The 20,767-nt window shown below is 66.7% G+C and carries 18 protein-coding genes and 3 pseudogenes; 9 read left to right on the forward strand and 12 right to left on the reverse strand.

Annotated features, from left to right (window positions below; translation table 11 throughout):
* Nucleotides 1-123: 123 nt before the first annotated feature.
* The 5 genes from DA075_RS29080 (at nucleotide 124) to DA075_RS29100 (ending at nucleotide 5,713) form a co-directional block, all read left to right on the forward strand.
* Nucleotides 124-1,281, forward strand: coding sequence for an ABC transporter substrate-binding protein (locus tag DA075_RS29080; protein WP_099956161.1), 1,158 nt, complete (start codon nucleotides 124-126; stop codon nucleotides 1,279-1,281).
* Between the two features lie 241 nt (nucleotides 1,282-1,522).
* Nucleotides 1,523-2,560, forward strand: coding sequence for a branched-chain amino acid ABC transporter permease (locus DA075_RS29085; RefSeq protein ID WP_099956162.1), 1,038 nt, complete (start codon nucleotides 1,523-1,525; stop codon nucleotides 2,558-2,560).
* A 1-nt stretch (nucleotide 2,561) separates the two neighbouring features.
* On the forward strand, nucleotides 2,562-4,325 hold the full coding sequence (locus DA075_RS29090; RefSeq protein ID WP_099956163.1) for a branched-chain amino acid ABC transporter ATP-binding protein/permease: 1,764 nt from the start codon (nucleotides 2,562-2,564) through the stop codon (nucleotides 4,323-4,325).
* Nucleotides 4,322-5,077, forward strand: coding sequence for an ABC transporter ATP-binding protein (locus DA075_RS29095; RefSeq protein WP_099956164.1), 756 nt, complete (start codon nucleotides 4,322-4,324; stop codon nucleotides 5,075-5,077). Before DA075_RS29090 ends, DA075_RS29095 begins: the two co-directional genes overlap by 4 nt.
* A gap of 351 nt (nucleotides 5,078-5,428) precedes the next feature.
* Complete coding sequence (locus DA075_RS29100; RefSeq protein ID WP_099956165.1) at nucleotides 5,429-5,713, forward strand: hypothetical protein; 285 nt, start codon at nucleotides 5,429-5,431, stop codon at nucleotides 5,711-5,713.
* Between the two features lie 296 nt (nucleotides 5,714-6,009).
* On the opposite strand, the gene DA075_RS29105 is transcribed toward DA075_RS29100, so the two are convergent.
* The 8 genes and pseudogenes from DA075_RS29105 to DA075_RS29125 all read right to left on the reverse strand — a co-directional run bounded on the left by DA075_RS29105 (nucleotide 6,010) and on the right by DA075_RS29125 (nucleotide 11,192).
* On the reverse strand, nucleotides 6,010-6,729 hold the full coding sequence (locus tag DA075_RS29105; protein ID WP_174800131.1) for a site-specific integrase: 720 nt from the start codon (nucleotides 6,727-6,729) through the stop codon (nucleotides 6,010-6,012).
* A 105-nt stretch (nucleotides 6,730-6,834) separates the two neighbouring features.
* Nucleotides 6,835-7,206 (reverse strand): hypothetical protein, encoded by a 372-nt coding sequence (locus DA075_RS36815; RefSeq protein ID WP_164712509.1) that lies wholly within the window; start codon nucleotides 7,204-7,206, stop codon nucleotides 6,835-6,837.
* An 84-nt stretch (nucleotides 7,207-7,290) separates the two neighbouring features.
* Complete coding sequence (locus DA075_RS36820) at nucleotides 7,291-7,575, reverse strand: hypothetical protein (RefSeq protein WP_164712510.1); 285 nt, start codon at nucleotides 7,573-7,575, stop codon at nucleotides 7,291-7,293.
* Between the two features lie 803 nt (nucleotides 7,576-8,378).
* Complete coding sequence (locus tag DA075_RS36145) at nucleotides 8,379-9,101, reverse strand: hypothetical protein (protein WP_123834480.1); 723 nt, start codon at nucleotides 9,099-9,101, stop codon at nucleotides 8,379-8,381.
* On the reverse strand, nucleotides 9,101-9,382 hold the full coding sequence (locus DA075_RS36825) for an HNH endonuclease (protein ID WP_164712511.1): 282 nt from the start codon (nucleotides 9,380-9,382) through the stop codon (nucleotides 9,101-9,103). The genes DA075_RS36145 and DA075_RS36825 overlap by 1 nt, the downstream gene beginning before the upstream one ends.
* A 125-nt stretch (nucleotides 9,383-9,507) precedes the next feature.
* Entirely contained in the window at nucleotides 9,508-10,026 is a 519-nt protein-coding gene (locus DA075_RS29120; RefSeq protein WP_099956167.1) for a hypothetical protein, read from the reverse strand.
* Between the two features lie 2 nt (nucleotides 10,027-10,028).
* On the reverse strand, nucleotides 10,029-10,160 hold the full coding sequence (locus DA075_RS38270; RefSeq protein WP_276330920.1) for a hypothetical protein: 132 nt from the start codon (nucleotides 10,158-10,160) through the stop codon (nucleotides 10,029-10,031).
* 64 nt (nucleotides 10,161-10,224) lie between these two features.
* Nucleotides 10,225-11,192, reverse strand: a pseudogene (locus DA075_RS29125) (IS481 family transposase).
* A gap of 52 nt (nucleotides 11,193-11,244) precedes the next feature.
* Here DA075_RS29125 and DA075_RS29130 point away from each other — a divergent pair.
* Nucleotides 11,245-11,807: pseudogene (locus DA075_RS29130) on the forward strand (IS5 family transposase); the annotation flags it as partial.
* Nucleotides 11,808-12,219: 412 nt separating this feature from the next.
* Here DA075_RS29130 and DA075_RS29135 read toward each other — a convergent pair.
* Nucleotides 12,220-13,923 carry an arylsulfatase gene (locus DA075_RS29135; RefSeq protein WP_099956168.1) on the reverse strand — a complete coding sequence of 568 codons (1,704 nt, stop codon included), beginning with the start codon at nucleotides 13,921-13,923 and terminating at the stop codon, nucleotides 12,220-12,222.
* A complete protein-coding gene (locus DA075_RS29140) occupies nucleotides 13,920-14,903 on the reverse strand; it encodes a formylglycine-generating enzyme family protein (protein WP_244936430.1) in 984 nt (327 codons plus the stop codon). Before DA075_RS29140 ends, DA075_RS29135 begins: the two co-directional genes overlap by 4 nt.
* A gap of 489 nt (nucleotides 14,904-15,392) precedes the next feature.
* Between DA075_RS29140 and DA075_RS29145 the strand changes: the two genes are divergently transcribed.
* The 3 genes and pseudogenes from DA075_RS29145 to DA075_RS29155 all read left to right on the forward strand — a co-directional run.
* Entirely contained in the window at nucleotides 15,393-16,406 is a 1,014-nt protein-coding gene (locus DA075_RS29145) for a SphA family protein (RefSeq protein WP_099956169.1), read from the forward strand.
* 433 nt (nucleotides 16,407-16,839) lie between these two features.
* A protein-coding gene (locus DA075_RS29150) for an IS630 family transposase (RefSeq protein ID WP_099951479.1) occupies nucleotides 16,840-17,801 on the forward strand; the annotation gives its coding sequence in 2 pieces (ribosomal slippage) (nucleotides 16,840-17,185 and nucleotides 17,185-17,801; 963 coding nt in all).
* Nucleotides 17,802-17,872: 71 nt separating this feature from the next.
* A pseudogene (locus tag DA075_RS29155) lies at nucleotides 17,873-18,454 on the forward strand (IS630 family transposase); the annotation flags it as partial.
* A 59-nt stretch (nucleotides 18,455-18,513) separates the two neighbouring features.
* On the opposite strand, the gene istB reads toward DA075_RS29155, so the two are convergent.
* Both istB and istA read right to left on the reverse strand, forming a co-directional pair.
* Entirely contained in the window at nucleotides 18,514-19,380 is an 867-nt protein-coding gene (gene istB / locus DA075_RS29160; RefSeq protein ID WP_099952836.1) for an IS21-like element ISMex13 family helper ATPase IstB, read from the reverse strand.
* Nucleotides 19,377-20,642 (reverse strand): IS21-like element ISMex13 family transposase, encoded by a 1,266-nt coding sequence (gene istA, locus DA075_RS29165; protein ID WP_200602002.1) that lies wholly within the window; start codon nucleotides 20,640-20,642, stop codon nucleotides 19,377-19,379. The genes istB and istA overlap by 4 nt, the downstream gene beginning before the upstream one ends.
* Nucleotides 20,643-20,767 lie beyond the last annotated feature (125 nt).

The following is a 20,767-nucleotide window of genomic DNA, read 5'->3' on the forward strand; positions in this document are numbered from 1 at the left end:
GCCGAACGCCAGGGTGGACGAACGCAGCGCGGGATTGCAAAGCACGACCGGGCGGGCTCACAGAGGCCCGTGACGCCAGCGACCGGGTCCCAACCGGCGCGGCCCCGAAGGGAGGAGATCGACATGAAGCGCATCGTCCGGGCGCTCGCCCTCGCCGGCACCGTGCTGGCCGGCCCCGTGCTGGCGCAGCCGATCAAGATCGGCGTCACCATCGCCAAGACCGGACCGGCGGCCTCGCTGGGCATCCCGCAGGCCAACACCGTGACGCTGCTGCCGACGGAGATCGGCGGCCAGAAGGTCGAGTGGATCGTCCTCGACGACGCGACCGACACCACCAAGGGCGTCGCCAACGCGCGCAAGCTCGCCAGCGACGACAAGGTCGACGCCATCGTCGGCTCCTCGGTGACGCCGGTCTCGCTGGCGCTGATCGAGGTCGCGGCCGAGGCCAAGGTGCCGCTGATCAGCCTCGCCGCCTCCTCCAAGATCGTCGCCCCGATGGACGACAAGCGCCGCTGGGTCTTCAAGGCGCCGCAGAACGACGCCCTGATGGCCGAGGCGATTGCCGCCCACATGGCCAAGGCAGGGGTGAAATCCGTCGGCTTCATCGGCTTCAACGACGCCTACGGCGACGGCTGGCTGTCCGAGGTCACGCCCCGGCTCGAGGCCAAGGGCATCAAGCTCGCCGCCACCGAGCGCTACGCCCGCACCGATACCAGCGTCACCGGCCAGGTGCTGAAGGTGATGGCGGCGCGTCCCGACGCGGTGCTGATCGCCGGCTCCGGCACCCCCGCGGCGCTGCCGCAGAAGACGCTCAAGGAGCGCGGCTACGCCGGCAAGTACTATCAGACCCACGGCGTCGCCAATGCCGACTTCCTGCGCGTCGGCGGCAAGGACCTGGAAGGCACGGTGCTGCCCGCCGGCCCCCTGCTGGTGGCCGAGCAGCTGCCGGAGTCGAACCCGGTGCGCAAGGTCGCCCTCGACTACACCAAGGCCTACGAGGCGAAGTTCGGTGCAGGCTCGCTCGCAACCTTCGGCGGCCACGCCTACGACGCCGAGGTGATGCTGGCGAACGCGATCCCCGTCGCGCTCAAGACCGCCAAGCCCGGCACCCCCGAATTCCGCGCCGCGCTCCGCGACGCGATCGAGGGGCTGAAGGAGGTCGTCTACACCAACGGCGTCGTCACCATGACCCCGACCGATCATGTCGGCCAGGACGACCGCGCCCGCGTGATGGTGACGATCGAGAACGGGAAGTGGAAGCTGCTGTCGGCGACGAACTGACGGCTGGGGCCGCCGCCTTCGTCTGTTCAGGAATTCGGTGAAGCGCGGGATCCCCTCTCCCACACGGGAGAGGGGGACGCCCCCCGGATGTCTTCGGATGGATCAAGCGGAAGCCACGTGAGGTCGCCGCGCCCGTTCTTCGAGGCTTCGCGATCTTCTCTCGTCCGCACCTCGCAACTGAGGCTGCGCGCGGGATCAATCTCAATCAAGACATTCCTGAAGACGCCCAGAGCCATCCCCCGTGGACGCCACGATCCTCCTTCTCCTCCTTCAGGACGGCGTCGTGAACGGCGCGATCTACGCGCTCATCGCCCTGTCGCTGGTCCTGGTCTTCACCGTCACGCGGGTGATCCTGATCCCGCAGGGCGAGTTCGTCGCCTACGGGGCACTGACCCTGGCGAGCCTGGAGGCCGGCACCCTGCCCGGCACCGTGCCGCTGCTCCTGGGGCTGGGGGGCCTCGCCTTCCTGGCGGATTGCGCCGAGGCGCGCCACACCCTCGACGGGCGGACCCTGCTGCGCCTCGGGGCGCGCGACCTCGCCCTGCCGGCGGTGGTTGCGCTCGCCGCCTGGCTCCTCGCGCCGATGAAGCCCGGCCTCGTGGTCGAGATCCTGCTGACCCTCGCCATCGTGACGCCGATGGGCGGCTTCCTGCATGCGGTGGCGTTCCGGCCGCTCGCCCACGCCTCGGTGCTGGTGCTGCTGATCGCGTCGGTCGGCGTGCATCTGGCCCTGACCGGCCTCGGCCTCGTCTTCTTCGGCGCGGAAGGCTCGCGCACCCCGCCCCTCTCGGACGCCTCGTTCCCCGCCGGCCCCCTGCTGGTGAGCGGGCAGTCGCTGTGGATGATCGGTCTGACGCTCGCGATCATCGTGGCGCTCTGGCTGTTCTTCTCGCGCACGCTGCTCGGCAAGGCGCTGATCGCCACCGCCGTGAACCGGCTCGGCGCCCGGCTGATGGGCATCGCGCCCTCGCTCGCCGGCCGGCTCAGCTTCTCGGTCGCGGCCTTCATCGGCGCGCTGTCGGGCGTGCTGATCGCGCCGCTCACCACCGTCTACTACGACACCGGCTTCCTCATCGGCCTCAAGGGCTTCGTCGCCGCGATCATCGGGGGCCTGGCGAGCTATCCGGCGGCGGCCGCCGCCGCGATCCTCGTCGGCATCATCGAATCCGTCGCCTCCTTCGAAGCCAGCGCCTTCAAGGAGGTGATCGTGTTCATGGCGATCATCCCGGTCCTGCTCTGGCGCTCCCTGCGCTCGGCCCCGATCGAGGACGAGGAGTAAGATGCCCACCCGTCTGCTGGCCGGCCTGACCGCCCTCCTGATCGTCGCCCTCCCCGTCCTGCCCGGCGTGCCGCCGTTCTGGCTCACGCTGCTGACCTATGCGGGGCTCTCGGCCATCGTGGTCACCGGCCTCGTGGTGCTGACGGGCGTCGCGGGCATCACCTCCTTCGGGCAGGCGATGTTCGTCGGCATCAGCGCCTACGCGACGGCGCTTCTGACCACGCAGGGCGGGCTCTCGCCCTGGCTGTCCCTGCCGGCGGCCCTGCTGCTCTCGGCCGCCGCCGCCTGGATCATCGGCGCGATCACGCTGCGGCTCTCGGGCCATTACCTGCCGCTCGGCACGATCGCCTGGAACATCTCGTTCTTCTACGTGCTGGGCAACACCGACGCGCTCGGCCGCTACGACGGCCTGACCGGCCTGCCGCCGATCAGCGTGCTCGGCCATCCCGTCCTCGGCGGCGGCGAGGCCCTGCTGCTCACCTGGGGCTTCCTGGCCCTGAGCCTGTGGCTGACGCACCGCCTGCTGCGCTCGCGCACCGGCCGGGCGATCCGGGCCCTCAAGGGCGGGGTCGTGGCGGCGGAATCGTTCGGGGTCGACACCGCGCGGGTGAAGATCGTCGCCTTCGTCTACGCGGCGATGCTGGCGGCCCTGTCGGGCTGGCTCTACGCCCACATCCAGCGCGCCATCAACCCGACGCCGTTCGGCATCAATGCGGGCATCGAGTACCTGCTGATGGCGGTGATCGGCGGCGCCGGCTCGATCGGCGGCGGCGTCTTCGGTGCGGTGCTGGTGACGGTGCTGAAGGACCAGCTCCAGAACGTGCTGCCGCTCGTCTTCGGCGCGCAAGGCAACTTCGAGGCGATCGTGTTCGGGATCCTGCTGGTGCTGATGCTCCAGCGCGCCCCTGACGGCCTGTGGCCGCTGATCGTCCGCCGCACGACCGCCGCGCCGCCCGACCGCGGGCAGGCACCCGAACCCCTGCCCCCCCGCCCGGCCGCCACGCCCGGCACGGTGCTGCTGGAGGCCGCGAACCTCAGAAAGACCTTCGGCGGCCTCGTCGCCGTCAACGATATCGGCTTCCAAGTCGAGGCCGGCGAGGTGGTGGCGCTGATCGGGCCCAACGGCGCGGGCAAGAGCACCACCTTCAACCTCGTCACCGGGGTTGCGCGCCTCACCGCCGGGGCGGTGCGCTTGAGCGGCCGCGACGTCGCCGGCCTGCCGGCCCGGCGCATCGCCCGGCTCGGCTGCGCCCGCACCTTCCAGCACGTCAAGCTCGTCGCCGGCATGTCGGTGATCGAGAACGTGGCGCTCGGCGCCCATCTGCGCGGCTCCGCGGGCCCGTTCCGCGGGGCGCTCGGCCTCGACGCGGCGGAGGAGGCGGCGCTCTTCGCCGAGGCCGACCGCCAGCTCGACCGGGTGGGGTTGTCCGCCTGCCGCGACCTGCCGGCCGGCAGCCTGGCGCTGGGCCAGCAGCGCATCGTCGAGATCGCCCGGGCGCTCTGTCTCGGCCCCCGGCTGCTCCTCCTCGACGAGCCGGCCGCAGGGTTACGCCACCAGGAGAAGCAGGGCTTGAGCGACCTCTTGCGCCGCCTGCGCCAGGAGGGATTGGGCATCCTGCTCGTCGAGCACGACATGGATTTCGTGATGGGGCTCGCCGACCGGCTGGTGGTGATGAATTTCGGCGCCAAGCTGTGCGAGGGCGCGCCGGCGGCGGTGCGCCGCGATCCCGCCGTGGTCGAGGCCTATCTGGGGAGCGCCGCATGACGCAAGCGATGCTCGAAGCGGAGAACCTCAGCGTCGCCTACGGCAAGGTCGAGGCGGTGCGGGGCGTGTCGCTGACGGTCGAGCCCGGGCGGCTCGTCACGGTGCTGGGCGCCAACGGCGCCGGCAAGACGACGCTGCTGAACGCCCTGATGGGGGTGCTGCCGGCCCGCGGCCGCATCCGCTTCGAGGGGCGCGACCTGACGCGGCTGCCCGTCGAGGCGCGGGTCGCGCAAGGACTGAGCCTGATCCCGGAGCGCCGCGAGCTGTTCTCGACCATGAGTGTCGAGGACAACCTGAAGCTCGGCGCGTTCCGGTTCCGCAACACCGGCGGCGGCGGCGACCTGGAGGAGATGTACCGGCTCTTCCCCCGCCTTGCCGAGCGCCGGCGCCAGCAGGCCGGCACGCTGTCGGGCGGCGAGCGCCAGATGCTGGCCATGGCCCGCGCCCTGATGGGCCGCCCGCGCCTCCTGATGCTCGACGAGCCGAGCCTCGGCCTGGCCCCGCTCATCGTCGCCGAGGTGATGCGCACCGTCGCGCGCCTGCGCGACGAGGGGGTTGCGATCCTCCTCGTCGAACAGAATGCCCGCGCGGCGCTCCAGATCGCCGATCAGGGCTACGTCCTCGACGGCGGCAGCGTGGTGCTCCAGGGCGACAGCCGCACGCTGCAGGGCGACGCCCGGGTGGTCGAGACCTATCTCGGCACCCTCGCGGTCGACGATGCCCCGCCGAGCCGAGCCGCCTCCGGGCGCTGAGGCGGATCCCCGGTCGAGGTACGCTGGCACCGCCCCCCCGCGAGAGGGCGTCGCGCTGAGCGCACCGACCCGCATGGCGAGGAGGGCACGGCACGGCCGTGCAACTCGGAGGCGGGGCAGCGGCGACGGAGCCGCCCGTCGGGCCGGCGCCGCTCGTGACCGATCACGACGCCGGAAGCGGTGCCGCTCACACCGATCCTTCCATTTTCGTCATCCCGGACAATCCGCCAGCGTCCTTCACTCTGATGACGCGGCCGGATCCGAAATAGCCGATAGATGACATGCAGTCGACCGCTGGAATCAGGCAGTCGCTCGCCATGTAGACATTCATCAAGATTCCGGGAGGGATCAATGCGCCTGCTCGCTGCGCCGCTCGCGGCGTTGCTGACGGTTGGCTGTGTGGTCGCTGCATCAGCCCGCTGCCCGCTCTATCTGCCGATGCGCGTCGGTCCGACCACGGGAAACCCGGAGAAGGATACGATCGGGCTGTTCTGCGCGCAGCCCGAGGCTGCCCTGCCGGCGGCTCCCCAAACCGACCGCCGCCCGCTGGTGCGCGTGGGCGCGCCAATGGGCGACGCGGAGAAGGACACGATGGGATTTGCATCGTCGCCGGGTACGGAGCAGGCCGCGCGATGATCCTCTCGACCGGGGAGGACCGCAATCCGCGAGCCCGGCCGACGTCGTGCCGCCGGCTCCCGAACCTGCGCGAGGGGTTTGCCGCGGCCTCGCTCCCCAGGTACCTACCGGCAGAGTTTGCGTCCCGGTCCCTGCCGTCGGAGCGATTGCCGGCGACCGTCAGGGATCTCAGACGAAGGCCAAGGGCCTGTAGCTCGATGGTTAGTGCCGACCGCTCATAACGTCCGGCTCACCTATTTCTCTCAACGAAATCAATGCAGAGCGCCCGCGATAGTCGCGGAACGTTCGCGATCGGTTCACGTCAATCTGTAGCGTTTCTGTCGCCCGCTCATAGCGGCGACAGCTTCGCCCATATGGTCGGGGTGGTGGTGAGCGTCGTGCCGCAGGAGCACTGCTTCACCCATGCCGGCGAACCCTGCGACCTCCGACGCCGGAACCCCCTGGTGCATGAGGTGCGTCACGACCGAGTGCCGGAGCGTGTGCGGCGAGATCCCCAGCCCCGCGAGCGCGACGGCGTTCGCGAACCCGACCTTCACGCGCGCGACCGGCTCCCCGCGCCACTCGACGACATAGTGTCCACCCTCCCCCGGCAGCCCGGGGCGCTCGGCCTCGGCCCGCACCCCGCTGGCCATCCGGCGCCACCGGCGCAGATGCGCCAGGATCGACGGCGGCAGGCGCACCGGCGGCTGCCGCTTGTTCGTCTGCTGGGCCCCCTCGCGGAGCCGGTAGTACACGCCTCGGACGAGATCGAGAGAGGATCGGCCGGCCGCCGCCTCCCAGCTCGCCGTCAGCACCGCGCCGGGGCGGCTCGCGGTCGAGCAGGCGAGCAGGATGAACCGGGCGAGATGGCGCATCGTGTACCGACCCGTGGTCGTGTTGCCGATCTTCGCCGGCTTGCCGTCGCTGCCGCCCGGCCGATCTCCCTCCCGAACCCGCCAGGCGGTCCAGACCAGCCGGGCGACCTCCGAGCGCGACAGCCAGCGCCCGCACGCTTCGCCCTTCTTCGGCAGCGCCACCTTCGCGAGCTCGCGGTGATAGCCCTCCCGGTGGTGGTGTCCGATCGCTGCCGAGAGGTCTTGCAGATCCCGCCGAGCGCCGCCGGGCGATGGACGGGATGCAACCTAGGCCCGGCAGGTCGCGCCCGTGACCTGGGCCAGCGTCTTGCTCCCCCACCAAGCCGGCACCCGCTCGAGGCGCTTGGCGACGCGCTTCTTGTCGGGGTGACGAGCGACGTGGTCGGTCGCGTCGATGCTTATGACGTCGGCAAGGGAGATCTCATCGAGACCACGTTGACTGCGCGCCGGCCGGTGCGCCGCGCGGAGGTCGTCGGCGAGGGCTTGATGAGCGCCTGCAACGTCGCCTTCGCCGCATCCTGTGGGGTACATCTTGGCACCGTCCCGGATGACCCAACGGGCGGCGCGGGTGACGCGACCGGTGGCGTCGCGGCGAGCGGGGACGAGGTAGAGACGAGGGTTTTTGGCGGGACGTGGCATAGCATCCTCATCCGCTCGATCGCGGCGAGCGTGGCGAAATCCTTCCCGGCGATCCTCTCGATGGCAAGCCGACCTCGAGACGCCTCACGGCGCAGGCCGGCCGCCGACATCCCGCCACCAGGAAATGCGAGTCGCGCGGCGTCGGCCAGCCGGAGCGGAGTGGACCTTTGGGAGCAATCCGGCCGGGCGGCCGAACGTGTAGCGGCCGATCGCGATCCAGTCGTCGAGGGTGCCGCCGTCTGCCTGATAGCCCTCACACACATCCTCGGCCGCGCGGTCACGCCGCTCGGGGCCATCGGTCGGATCGTCGAAGGGGATATCCATCCAACCCGCGCTGCGATCCTGGTAGCTGGTGCCCTTCGCAGCCAAGAGACCTCGAAGCGCCGACCCACCCACGGGTCATCGTCGCCTTGGCCGCTCAGGAACAGCGCCGCAAGGTCGCCCCGAAACCGCTCCTCGGCTTCGCCGGCGTCGAGGCGGCGGGCCTGCACGATCGCGTGCTCGGGCACTTCCGCCGTGCTTGCCGATAGAAGATCCGCGAGAGCGGCGGCGATGTGCTCCGCCTTGTCGGCAGGGACGACAGCCCGCATCGCGGCGCCATCGCCGAAATATCGGATGCTGGCCTTGATCCGCTCTTCGAGGATGGAAATTGCGCCGGCCTGCTGCGCGCCCGGCACAGCCCACGGCCACGAGGTCTCACGGCTCTCGCCCGGACGGGCCGGCACCTGGCCGGTCCCGCCGCAGGTGATGTGGACGTCCCGGTTCGTCTCGGTGTGCCGGTCCTCGTGGGTGGTCCAGCCGGTACCGGAGCAGGAGGCGCAGGGGACGGTGATGGTGGGCATTGCTGTGCCTCGTTGCGAGGTAGGACGGCTCCGAGCGGGACAGCATTGGGTTGGTGATCAAACGATTGCAGTTGATTTATTTGCCGTATTCCCATGAGTGAGAATGTAACCTACATCTAACCTTAGGCCTGAACACATTTTCCGGAGCCCAAGTTTACTTGTTGATTTTTTAATTGATTTGATTTCTGCATGTTGTTTGATGTTGATTGGCTTAACGTATTGGAGCTACACCGATGGAACGAGAATGTAAAACGTGGCCAGAAATTGAAGCCGTAGTCATAGAACATGTTCGCCAGTGTCATATTGGCTAAATAATTGTATATTTTAAAATTATATTTGAATCTGAAGATGAGGATCGGTACATTTTTGATCTGGAGACTGTAGTCTCAGACGAGCAGACGCATATTTTTTACGGAGTACATCAGAAATTTTATAGAAAGCCTCGAAGAGATTTACAGAATATTTCCGCTGAAACCTATTTGAAATATGCGAGCATCCTGATTGTATGACATCAGCGGACCAGACGGACAAGGCGATCGCTGCCGCGGCGAAGAGCGGTAGGTCAGGTGCGCGGTGTCGGCTGCGACTCCGGCCGATCAGGCCGCGGCGCGGGGATTTTGATTGTTGAACAATCCGCTCTAATAAATTCCAGGGGTCTGGAACAAATCTCAGAAAAACCAAGCGATCACTGGATGTTGGATCGAGTTGGGAGCAGGTAAATTGGGGCGTTTGAAATCGAATTCGCTGATGAGGCGTTGTGCCTTGTGGGTGGAGGGCAAAGGCAAGGCGATTTCGTGCGATGTGCGCGATGTCAGAAGCTCTGGTGCTCTCGTTGTCGTTGATCCAGGCGTTTGCCCTTACGATAGGATCGTTCTTCGGTTGCAAGACGCCAAAGACTACCTTCTCTGTCGGGTCGTATGGCGCGGGCGCAATGAGATCGCCGTGGTCTTCCTCTCCCGGCGTGAGAAGGTCGAGTTTGGACCGATGGCGTACTGAGGTGTATTCGGACGCGCCGCCGCCCGCGAAGCTGTCGACGATGACTTCGCGCAGCATCAGCGGGGCTCCGACACACAGAGGGATCGGCGCGGCGGGAGCGGCTTGGTCAGCGGCGCCGTGGCGCGTCGCGCGGGCTTGCCCGGCGGCAGCGGCTGACCGACAGCGATCGGGCGCGCGTGCGGATCCCTGATGCCGTGGTGGGCGTCGGATAGGCGCAGGGCCTTATCGATCCGCATGCGGTCGTTCTGCGTCTTGCGATCATGGCAGTCGGTGCAGAGCACCTGGGCATTCGAGAGGATCGACGGACCGCCCAGGGCGTCGGGTACGACGTGATCCACTCGAACCGGCCGACCTGCATGCGGCAGGGGCAGCGCTCGCCGGTCGATAGCAGCCCTCGCACTGGCCGGCGGCGCGCTTGATGGCCGCGCGCTGCACCTTCTTCGGGAAATTGGTGCGGGCCATCTCAGGCGGCCCTCCCCGCCTCGCGGGATAGCGTGCCGGGCGCGATGCCGATCAGCCCGTCGATGACGGCGAGTACCGCATCCTTCGACCGCTGGAAATCCTCATGGCCCATGGCGCGCTTGGACTGGCTCTTGGCCGTCCAGCGCACGACGACGGAATCCTTCACGCGGACCACTGCGGTGTCGTCGACTGGGCGGGGGAAGGCAGCAATCCGGATCGCTTCCGCCTTTGAGGACGCCACGAACGTCTGCTCATCGCGAAAGCCGGCCCGGATCAGCGCCCACTTCCGGAGATGGTCCGGGGTCGGGAACCGGTAAGCCAGGTGCTCCGGCAGGCTCGACCATCCATCCCGGACGCAGGCGAAGTAGTGCGCGTGCGACTTGCTGCTGCGCTCTTCCTGCTCGACGAGGATGTAGCGCTCGCCGATGACGAACTGCCGGTCGCACAGGCCGCTGAAGCGGCCGAGCGGCTGCATCGCATCGCCCGTCCAGATGAACTCGACCGGCAGCAGGGCGCTCATGCTTATGCCCCCTTCCGGTTCGAGCGGACCGGCCTGCCGAGCGCCACGAGCCGTTCCTTGGCGTGCTCGCGGACAAGGTCGCGCTCGCCCGGGGCGAGGTATTCGAGCTGTCGCGGCGTCTCCGGCGCGAGCATCGGGTCGGTGATCCTGTTTGTGCGGCAGCTGGGACAAGGGTTCCTGGCAGGGCCGGTAGCAGGGCTAGGTGTATGGTCCCGGGATGTGGTGTGACGGATCGAGCCTGAAGCGTTCGGGCTCTTTCGTCCAGGCCTGCAGGACATGCTCGTAGGGCGTGAGGCCCCGCAAGGTCTTCAGCCGACGGGCATGGTTATAGGCGTCGACGAACAGCTGCAGGTGCGCCCGGAGCTGTTCGTGGGTCTCGTAGTGATAGCGCTTGACGGTGGTGTCCTTGATGGTGCGGTTCATCCGCTCGACCTGCCCATTGGTCCACGGATGGTTGGGCTTGGTCAGGCGGTGCTCGATGCCGTGCTCGTGGCAGACACGATCGAACATGTGCCGGCTGTAGAGGGCTGTCGGGCCTGAGCGGTTGCGCGGGGCATGGCAGAACTGGACGCCGTTGTCGGTGAGAACCGTATGGATCTGGTAGGGCACGAACGCGACCAGCGCACGTAAGAAGTCCGATGCGGTGTAGCGATTGGCTTCCGCCTCCAGATTTGCAAAGGCCAGTTTTGAGTTTCGGTCGATGGCGACGAAGAGGTAGAGCTTGCCTTCTTCTGTCCTGACCTCGGCAATATGTCGATGTGCATGTAGCCGATGGCGTACTCGGCAAAGCGCTTCTTCTGGGGCTTGTCGCCCTCCATCGCCGGCAGGCGGCTGATGCCGTGTCGCTCCAAGCAGCGGTGCAGGCTGGAGCGGGTCAGGTGCGGGATGGTGGGCTGCAGGCCGTAGAGGCAGTCGTCCAGCGGCAGCAGGGTATGCCGCCGGAAGGCGACGATGACCGCCGCCTCCTCCGGTGTCAGAACCGTCGAGCGGGGCTCCTTCGGCCCCATGGCGGCATCGGCTGTCGTCTGCCGAACTCGCCACTTCTGCACCGTCGTCGGGCTGACGCCGTAGCGCTTGGCGGCGGCTCTCACGCTCTCTTGACGAGCTTGGATTGCCCGACGGATCGCCTCCGTCGTGCGGGCGCTGCCGTGGAGAACTTGGCCCATAGCGCATCCCTCGCTGCATGGTGGTCAAATGTACCACCACATCGCGGGATCAAACAGGTGGTCGCGCCGCCGCTTCTGGATCAGCATGCTGGAAGCTCTCGCCAAGGCTGGGTGGTCCGGCGAAGCGGCCGCCCTCGACGCGACCTACATCAAAGCTCAGCGCGCCGCCCACGGCGGAAAAGGGGGGCCCGCCAACAGGCGATCGGCCCTTCGCGGGCGGGCCCGACCACCAAGATCCACGTCCTCGCCGATGTGATCGGCCGCCCCAGCGTCATCCACCTCACCCCCGGCAACGCCAGCGACGTGAAGACCGCACCCGCCGTCCTGGCCAAGGCGCCTGGGCGCGTGCGCCGGCTCATCGCCGACAAGGGCTACGACGCCGACTGGCTGCGCAAGGACCTGCGCCAGCAGGGCAACAGCGTGATCATTCCCGGCACCCGCGCCCGCAAGCGCAAGATCCGCCTCGACAAGCGGCGGTATCGGGACCGCTGGCGGGTCGAGGCGGTGTTCTGCCGCCTCAAGGACTTCCGCCGCATCGCCACCCGCTACGACAATCTCGCACGAAACTTCGCTTCGGCCATCGCCCTGGCCGCCGCCATCGCGTTCTGGTGCTGATCGAGTCTCGACCCTAGGGCCGACAGCTATGTCCGGCGAGTGATGCCGTCTTGGCTCCGAGTTCACCTCATGTCCGCCTCATGTGGTCTGGAATGATCACCAGTCGCTGGACGATGATTGCCTAGCCTCGACTAAGGAGTTGGCTCGGCCTCTAGCGCGATGGGAGTACGCGCATGAATATTATGTACGAATAATATTCTACCCAAGCACAATTTCAGCACATCTGACTTACAACAATAAAAACACAATTATTAACGACTATGTTGGCTGGGTACGCCTGGGTCAAAAAATCAATATGTGACATATTGCGGTTTATATGCTAGGATTACGACGAATTCAGATTTAAAGGCCGACGGCGGCATTGATGGACGTCGACTTCCAGTCACTCGCCCTCTGCCGCCGCGTCCGAGCCTCACTTCGCCATCGCGGTCCTGGCGGCCTGGATCTTTGCCTTGACCGCCTCGAGGTTGAAGCTCGCGCCCTTCTGCATCGGCGGGAACTCGACGGCAGTCATGGCGAGCTTCTCAACCTCCTGCTGAACAAAGACGAATCGCCAGAACTCGTACAGGAACCAGCTCATGTAGTTCTGAGCGCCGGCCTTGGTCCCCTCGTCCGGCCAGCCAGTCCGCTCGAAGGGGTCGAGCCTGAGGTTGGTGATGTAGGGTACGTCGGGCTTCGTCTTGTCGCCGAGCCACCCGCTGGGCTGATCAATGAAGCGGTATTTATAGTCGCCGATCCGGACAGCTCCCAGCTCGCTCTCACCGAAATACCATACTTCGTTGCGCTTCGACGGGCCCCTGCCGGTGATTAGGTCCATCTGGTTATAGCCGTCCAGATGCACCTTGTATGTTTGATCGCCGATCTGCTTGCCCTTCTTCAGCTCCTCGGAGATGTCCGGATTTCCCGCCGCTGCCACAAGCGTCGCGAACCAATCGAGACCGGAAATGACGCCGTTCTCGACTTTCCCGGCTGGTACCTTGCCCGGCCAGCGGATCATTGCCGGCGCGCGGAAGCCGCCTTCCATGACTGTGCCTTTGGACTGCGCAAACGGCGTCTGGCCGCCATCTGGCCAGGTGAAAACTTCCGTCCCGTTGTCTGTCGTGAACACCACGATGGTATTATTGTCGATCCCCAGGTCCGTCAGCTTCTTCATCATCGCGCCGACGACATCGTCGAGCTGCGCCATGCCGGCTTCCTGAATGCTCCAGTCGTTCTGAGAGTTGCGCATGCCCTGATATTTCGGCGACAGGTGCGTGGTGACGTGCATGCGGGTCGGGTTGAGCCAGACGAAGAACGGCTTGGCCTCGGCCTTTGCCTTGTCGATAAACCCGACCGCGAGGTCGCGGATCTCCTCGTCCACAGTCTCCATCCGCTTCGGGTAGAGTGTGCCAGCATCCTCAATGCGCTGCTTGCCGACCCTGCCCCAGCGCGGGTCCTCGGTAGGGTCGTCGACGTTCGTCGCCCACGAATGAACCATATTGCGCGGGCCGACCCTGTTCAGCAGCTCTTGCGGATAGGCGGGATGAGCCGGGTCCTCCATCGCGTCGAGGTGGTAGAGATAACCGAAGAACTCGTCGAAGCCGTGCACCGTCGGCAGGAACTCGTTCTTGTCACCCAGATGGTTCTTGCCGAACTGGCCTGTGGCGTAGCCCATCCCCTTCAGCGCGGTGGCGATGGTCACGGCCTCCGCAGGAATGCCGATGGGCGCTCCCGCCTGACCGACCGTGGTCATGCCAGTACGGATCGGCAGCTCACCGGTGATGAAGGCCGCGCGGCCCGCCGTGCAGCTCGCCTCGGCATAGTAGTCGGTGAACAGCATGCCCTCGGCGGCGATCCGGTCGAGATGGGGCGTGCGTCCGGCCATCATGCCGCGGTGATAGGCGCCGATGTTCCAGATGCCGATGTCGTCGCCCATGATGACGAGGATGTTTGGCTTCTGCCCGTCCGCCGATTGCTGCCGGGGCTGTGGCTGGGCCTGTACGGAACTGGTCGAGGCGGGCGATACCAGCGCGGCGGCCGCGAAGGCCGACGTCCCGGCGAGAAGAATGTTGCGGCGGCTGAGAGCGTTGCCTTCTTCTCGGCCTCCCTGAGTCACCTCGTGCGTCTCGACGCTCATGGCTCAGTCCTCTCCCTGATGATGGTTCGGAAGCCGACATGGCTCATGGAGGTGTCGACCGGCTGGGGGTGGCGAGCGGCGGGCCGATAGCGCCGGCAGTAGTTCGGCGCGCAGAGATGCGAGCCGCCCTTCAGCACCTTGCGGGGGATCGGTGACTGCGGGGTGCGAGGATCGAGGCTATCCACCTCGCGCCCGCCGCGCGGGTTCTCGGGAATGCAGCATGCCTTCGGTGCGTTGGCCGCTTGCCGCGGCGCGAACCAGTCGGCTGTCAACTCCCAGACATTGCCGATCATATCGACGAGGCCGTAGCCATTCGGTGGGAAGGTGCCCACCGGCGTTGTCCGCCGGAACGAGCTGTCGGCAGTATTCAGGTACGGGAACTCGCCTTGCCAGGTGTTCGCCATCAAACGGCCGCCCGGCGCGAACGCGTCACCCCAGGCAAACTCCGCTCCGTCGAGTCCGCCGCGGGCAGCGAACTCCCACTCGGCCTCAGTCGGCAGCGCGCGCCCGGCCCAGTTGGCGTAGGCCTCCGCGTCCTGGAACGCGACGTGCACGACCGGATGATCGTCGAGCCCTTTGAGCGAGCTGCCCGGCCCGTAGGGATGACGCCAGTTCGCTCCCTTCAGGAACGTCCACCACTGGCCATGGTGACGCAGATCGACCGGCCCTCGCAGGGGCACGAAAACTACCGACCCAGCGAAGAGCATATGCGGCAGCGCGCCGGGATAGGTCTTAGAATCCGGTGGGATCTCGGCGAGGGTACGGTAGCCGGTGGCTTGAACGAACCGCCTGAATTGCCTGTTCGTGACTGGGCTCTCGTCCATCCAGAAGCCGTCCACCGCCACCCGGTGAACCGGCGCTTCCTCGGGATAGTGCCGGTCCGACCCCATTCGGAAGGTCCCGCCGGGGATCCACCACATGCCGAGGCGATCAGCGGGCTTCGTTGCGTGAATGGCATCCTCGACGAGCCCGGATGTCATCGCTTGAACCCTTCTCGATCCTGAACTTCGGTCTGGCGCAATTCGCCTGTGCCGCACGTTCACCGGGTGAAGACGACAAATCCTGCATCGCCCGCCCACGGCGCCACGCGAGACGGAGCAGCCGGTTCGATAGACCCTGCGAGTGAGGACGATCCTGGCCCGTCCGCAGAGACTGACGTAGGCCAGCGCAAAGCCCGGCAATGAGGAGCCAAGCCAGCTTCAGGCCTGACTGGCGATGTCACCCGGCTATCCTATGGATCCGGCAGCGTCACTGTATCATTGTGGATAGAGCAGCCTTGATCGTATGGGACACACCAAACGAATGTTCTCCGCCGATACCCGAGCCGATGACCGAATTCATAGCCGGTTCATCGCGTAATATTAAAGAATGATAATGCGGATGGCATGTGCTCGCGCAAGCTTGGCCTTTGCGATTCGGTTCAGCCGGTGGAAGCCCGCTGCAACGTCAGAGATTTCGGAGGCGCGGCCATGTCCGGAGCTTGGCGGAAATTGGCTTTGGCGATCTCCTGCGCCACGGGCCTACTTGGCGCGCCGGGTACACGGGCGGCCGAGTATGCTCAGGGCATCTACGTTCTCGGCAACCGCGGTCCTCTCGCGGGCGTGACGCCACCTCCGGGCTTCTACTTCGAGAGCGAGACGTACTACTATTCGGGCAACCTCGGCGGCAACCGACTTTTCGAAGGCGGCGGGGTCGTTGCCGCAAACATTAAGAATGATACGAGCGCCGTATTCGCGACGCCGATCTGGGTCACGCCCGTGGAGATCCTAGGCGGCAATCTCGGCTTCTCCATCACCATCCCATTCGGTACGCCCAACATCAGTGCCGGGGCGGTCCTCGCCTCGCCGCGCATCGACCGCATCATCGCCGGGCGCGAGCGGGACGCCAACTTCAACGTCGGCGACATCTATCTTGCCTCGTTCGTGGGCTGGCACTCCGGCAACTTCCATTGGAGCGGCACGCTCCTCGGCGTCGTGCCGTCCGGCAGCTTCGAGAGCGGCCAGTTGTCCAATATCGCGCTCAATCGCCCGGCGATCGATCTCAGTGGCGCGCTCACCTACCTCGATCCCGTTCTCGGCTACGAGCTCTCGGTCGTGCCGGGCATCACTTTCAACTGGATCAATCCGGCGACCCAGTACCTCACCGGCACCGAGTTCCACCTGGAATGGTCGGCCTCGAAGTACCTGAGCAAGGAATTGTCGGTCGGTCTCGTCGGCTACTATTACAACCAGCTCACTGGCGACAGCGGTTCGGGAAATAGGATCGGACCGTTCAAAGGTCGAGTCACGTCGCTCGGTGCCCAGATTGGCTATACCTTCAAGCTGGGCGACATCCCGATCTCGACGAATGTGCGCTTCTTCCGCGAGTTCGATGTCAAGAACAGATCCACCGGAACAGCAACGTACCTAACGATCTCTGCGCCGCTCTGGGTCGCTCCGGCAAAGCTGGCGGCGGAACATAAGTCGCTCGTGACGAAGTTCTGACATCGGATACGGGATAGCTCGTGCCTCAGAACGCCGCCACGCGGGTTAGTCTCACGCCCGAGGCGGACCGAGCTACGTGGTGGCGGTACGGGTTTCAACGCTGGACATCGTCATCGGCCGGTAGGTAGGACCCGTAGGCTCGATGCAGATCGGCTTGTTCTCCAAGCACAGCCTGCTTGGCTCATCCCCGGACCGCGCCAGTACCCGACAGGTGAAAGACCAAAGCTGCGTGGACACCTGCAGCCTGCTCCGAACTTGCGCGTGAGAATCTACCCTTTACAATCTGCCAGACCGGCACCGAATGGGCGTCAGTTGCTTCATTGCTGCTGACAGCTGGCCGCATGCGCGGCCCTGCGCGGGTCGCTAGAGCGCTGTGCGATCGGCCTGCAACGGCCAAGTTGGTTAGGGCGTTGGCTGGGTGAAGGAGCCAGCGATGACCTCACCCTTGTCCGTCGATCTGCGTGAGCGTGTGGTGTCCGCTGTCATAGCGGGTGCGTCCTGCCGCCAAGCTGGCGAGCGGTTCGGTGTCAGCGCCGCCAGCGTCAGTCGCTGGCATGCCCGTCATCTCCGGGACGGCCACGTCCGGCCCAAGCCGATGGGCGGCGACCAGCGCTCGCACGTCATCGAGGCTCACGCCTCGCGGATCCTGAGGCTGTGCGAGAAGCGCGGCAACATCGTGCTGTCGGAACTGCGCGACGCCTTGGCCGAGCAGGGCGTCACCTCCAGCACCAGCAGCCTGTCGCGCTTCCTGGCCCGCCATCGCATCACCCGTAAAAAGGGGCGCTCCACGCCGCCGAGCAGGACCGTCCGGACGTAGCGGAGGCCCGCCAGGCGTGGTTCGAGGGCCAACTCGATCTCGATCCGGACCGTCTGGTGTTCATCGACGAGACGGCGGCCTCAACCCGGATGGCGCGCCGCTATGGCTGGGCCCCGCGCGGCCAGCGCTGTCGCCTGCCGATGCCGTGCGGGCACTACAAGACCACCACTATCACGGCGGCTCTGCGCACGAGCGGCCTGACGGCAACGGCGATCTTCGAGGGGGCCACCAACGGCCGGCGCTTCCTGGACTACGTCACCGACACTCTGGTCCCGGCGCTCCGGCCAGGCGACACGGTGATCCTCGACAACCTCCAGGCCCACAAGGTGGCGGGCGTGCGCGAGGCCATCGCGGCGGCCGGCGCGCGGGTGGTGTACCTGCCGCCCTACAGCCCGGAGTTCAATCCGATCGAGCAGGCCTTCGCCAAGCTCAAGACGTTGCTGCGCACCGAGGCCGCGCGCACGGTAAAAGCGCTGCAGGACGCGATCCAGCAAGCCTTCGCCGCCTTCGCGCCGCAGGAGTGCCGCAACTACATCAATGCAGCCGGATACCAGAATGACTGCTACGTTTCAGACTGATCGGGCGACGCTCTAGTGCACTGACGCATTCGAAGGGTTCACATCAGGCGTGAGCCGTGCGAGTCTGCGGCATGGCTCAGACCGTCTGCGTGATCCTCACTGAGGACGAGAAGGCACGGCTGCGCGCGATCAGCCAGGATCGTGCTCGCCCGCTCAAGCACGTCCAGCGCGCCCGCATCGTCCTGCTCTCCGCCGAGCGCCTTCCCGTCCTCGAAGTTGCCCACCAGGCCGGCGTCAGCCGAACCGCCGTCTGGCGCTGGCAACAGCGCTTCGCGGAAGAGGGGGTCGACGGCCTGCTACGCGACAAGACCCGCCCGCCCGGCAAGCCGCCCCACTCCACCAGCACCGTCGCCGAGGTGCTGGCGCTGACCTGCTCCGAGCCGCCGGGTGAGGTCACCCATTGGACCGGTCGCGCGGTTGCTGCCGCGACCGGCATCTCGCTGCGCTCGGTCCAGCGCATCTGGCAGGAACACCGCCTGCAGCCGCACCGCGTGCGCACCTTCAAGCGCTCCACTGACCCGGCCTTCGCCGAGAAGGTGGAAGACATCGTCGGCCTCTCCATGGACCCGCCTCGTCACGCGGTGGTGCTGTCCGTCGACGAGAAGAGCCAGATCCAGGCCCTCGAACGCACCCGGTGTCAACGGGCACCGAAGTCTCCGCAATTGTGGGCTTTCAAAATTCCCTGGCCGGCGGGTTCGGTGCGGATCGGTGATCAGCCGGCCGTGTGATCGGAGGCAGCCTTTCCGGGTGGACGACCGCGACGCCTGGGTGCGGGCGGCGGAACGATCAGGGCCTTGGAGCGGACGTGCTCGGGGACGAGGTCGGCGTGCTGGCGCAGGCGGTAGCTCGCCCCCTCGATCTGGATCACCACGGCATGGTGGAGGAGTCGGTCGAGCAGGGCTGTCGCCACGACCGGATCACCGAACACCTCGCCCCACTCGGCGAAGCCGCGGTTCGAAGTCAGGATCATCGCCCCGCGCTCGTAGCGCGCGTTGACGAGTTGGAAGAACAGGTTGCCGCCACCGGGGACGACGGGGAGGTAGCCGATCTCGTCCACGACCAGCAGCGAGGCCCGGCAGAGATAGCGGATGCGCTCGCGCAGGGAGCCGTCGCGCTCGGCCTTGGCCAGCGAGGTCACGAGGTCGGCCAGCGTCGAGAACACGACGCTGCGCCCGGCCTTGACCGCCTCGACGGCGAGCGCGATCGCCAGATGGCTCTTGCCGGTGCCGGGTGGTCCGAGCAGATGGACGACCTCGGCCCGGTCGATGAAGGTCAGTTCCGCCAGCGCCAGGACGCGCTCGCGGTCGAGCGAGGGCTGGAAGGCAAAGTCGAACCCGGACAGCGTCTTGATCGTGGTCAGGCGCGCGACCAGCAGGGCGGTCTTCACGCGGCGGTTCTCGCGCAGCGTCAGTTCCTCGGTCAGGATCACGTCGAGGGCGGCCAAGCCGTCGATCTCGCCCTGCTCGATGCGCCGGACCGTCGCGTCGAGCACCTCCAGGGCGCGCGGCATGCGCAGGCCGACCAAGCTGCGCTTGATGCTGTCGAGGGTCGTGATGGCACAGGATGCGGTGCGGCTCATCGCTGGCCTCCGATCCCGCCGGCGAGCCGTTCGCCGACTGCCTGGTAGACAGCCAGCGAGCGCCGGGCGACGTGATCGCCATGGCGGCCGATCGGCAGACTGTCGGGATGGCCGTGGCGCATGGCCCGAGCGGCCGTGCCTTGCCGATGGTCGGGGTCGATGCGGTACTGCCGTCGTCCCTCCAGGATCGGATGGCTCGCGACGAGCCGGCCACCATCGAGGATGCGGATCGTGTCGGGCAACTGATGCACCTCGACGACGCGCCGGGTCCGATCCGGTACGCTGTAATAGTTGCCACCGATCGAGACGAGGCCATCGTGGCTGACGCGCCGCTCCAGCGTGAGCAGAGCGTCGAAGGGCAGAGCCGGCAAGGGCTGCAACTCGGGCCGCTCGGCGGCGAAGGCTTCCGAGACGATCCGCTGCGTGGTGCCGTGCAAGCGGACGTTGGCGACGGTATCGAGCCAGCTCCGAAGCTGGCGGTTGAGGTCGTCGAGGTCGCGGAAGGAACGTGCGAGGAAGAAGTCCTGGCGGATGTAGGAGAACGGTCGCTCGACCTTCCCCTTGGTCTTGGCCCGGTACGGGCGGCAGGCGCGCGGCAGGAATCCGTAGTGCTGGGCGAGTGCCAGCAGGGATCGGTTGTAGACGATGTGGCCGTCCGCATCCTCGCCGGTGACCGCCGTCTTCATGCGATCGTAGAGGATCTCGATCGGCACGCCGCCGATCGCGGTGAAGGCCTGCATGTGACAGCGCAGCAGCGTTTGCAGGTCCTGATGCAGGACGAAGCGCGCCTCGATGTGCCGGGAATGGCCGAGCACCAGCGAGAACAGCCAGACGATGCAGGTCGTGTCCGGCGCATCCGTGAAGGTGACGAGGAAGCGGGCGAAGTCGACCTGCGCCTGCTGGCCGGCCGGGGTCTCGAAGCGGACCTCGTAGGGCTTGGCCTCGGGCGGCCGGATCGCGGCGGCGAACCGCTTCACCGCGGTGTAGGCACCGGTGTAGCCGCGCTCGCGCAACTCGCGGGTCAGGCGCACGGCACTCAGGTCGGGGAAGGCGGTGATCCGCTCGCGCAGATAATCGAGATAGGGCGCGAGCTTGCTCGGGCGGCCGGGCTGACGCGGGCCGTAGGCCGGCGGCTCGAGGCCGCGCTCGATGTACTTGCGGATCGTCTTCGGATCGCGGCCGGTCCGGCGGGCGATGGCGGAGACGGACAGGCCCTGTCGGTGCAGGTCCAAGATCATGACGAGTTCTCCCAGCAGAACCATCCTCGTCGCTCCCAGCCGATCGGTATCGGCAGGCATGGTGGCTGAGGATGGAAAAGCCCGAGAGGGCGCGGGGCGTCGCGACCCTACGGGCCAGGGCACCGACCAGGGAATTTTCGATGCCCACA

It is taken from the genome of Methylobacterium currus (genome assembly GCF_003058325.1).
Classification (GTDB): domain Bacteria; phylum Pseudomonadota; class Alphaproteobacteria; order Rhizobiales; family Beijerinckiaceae; genus Methylobacterium; species Methylobacterium currus.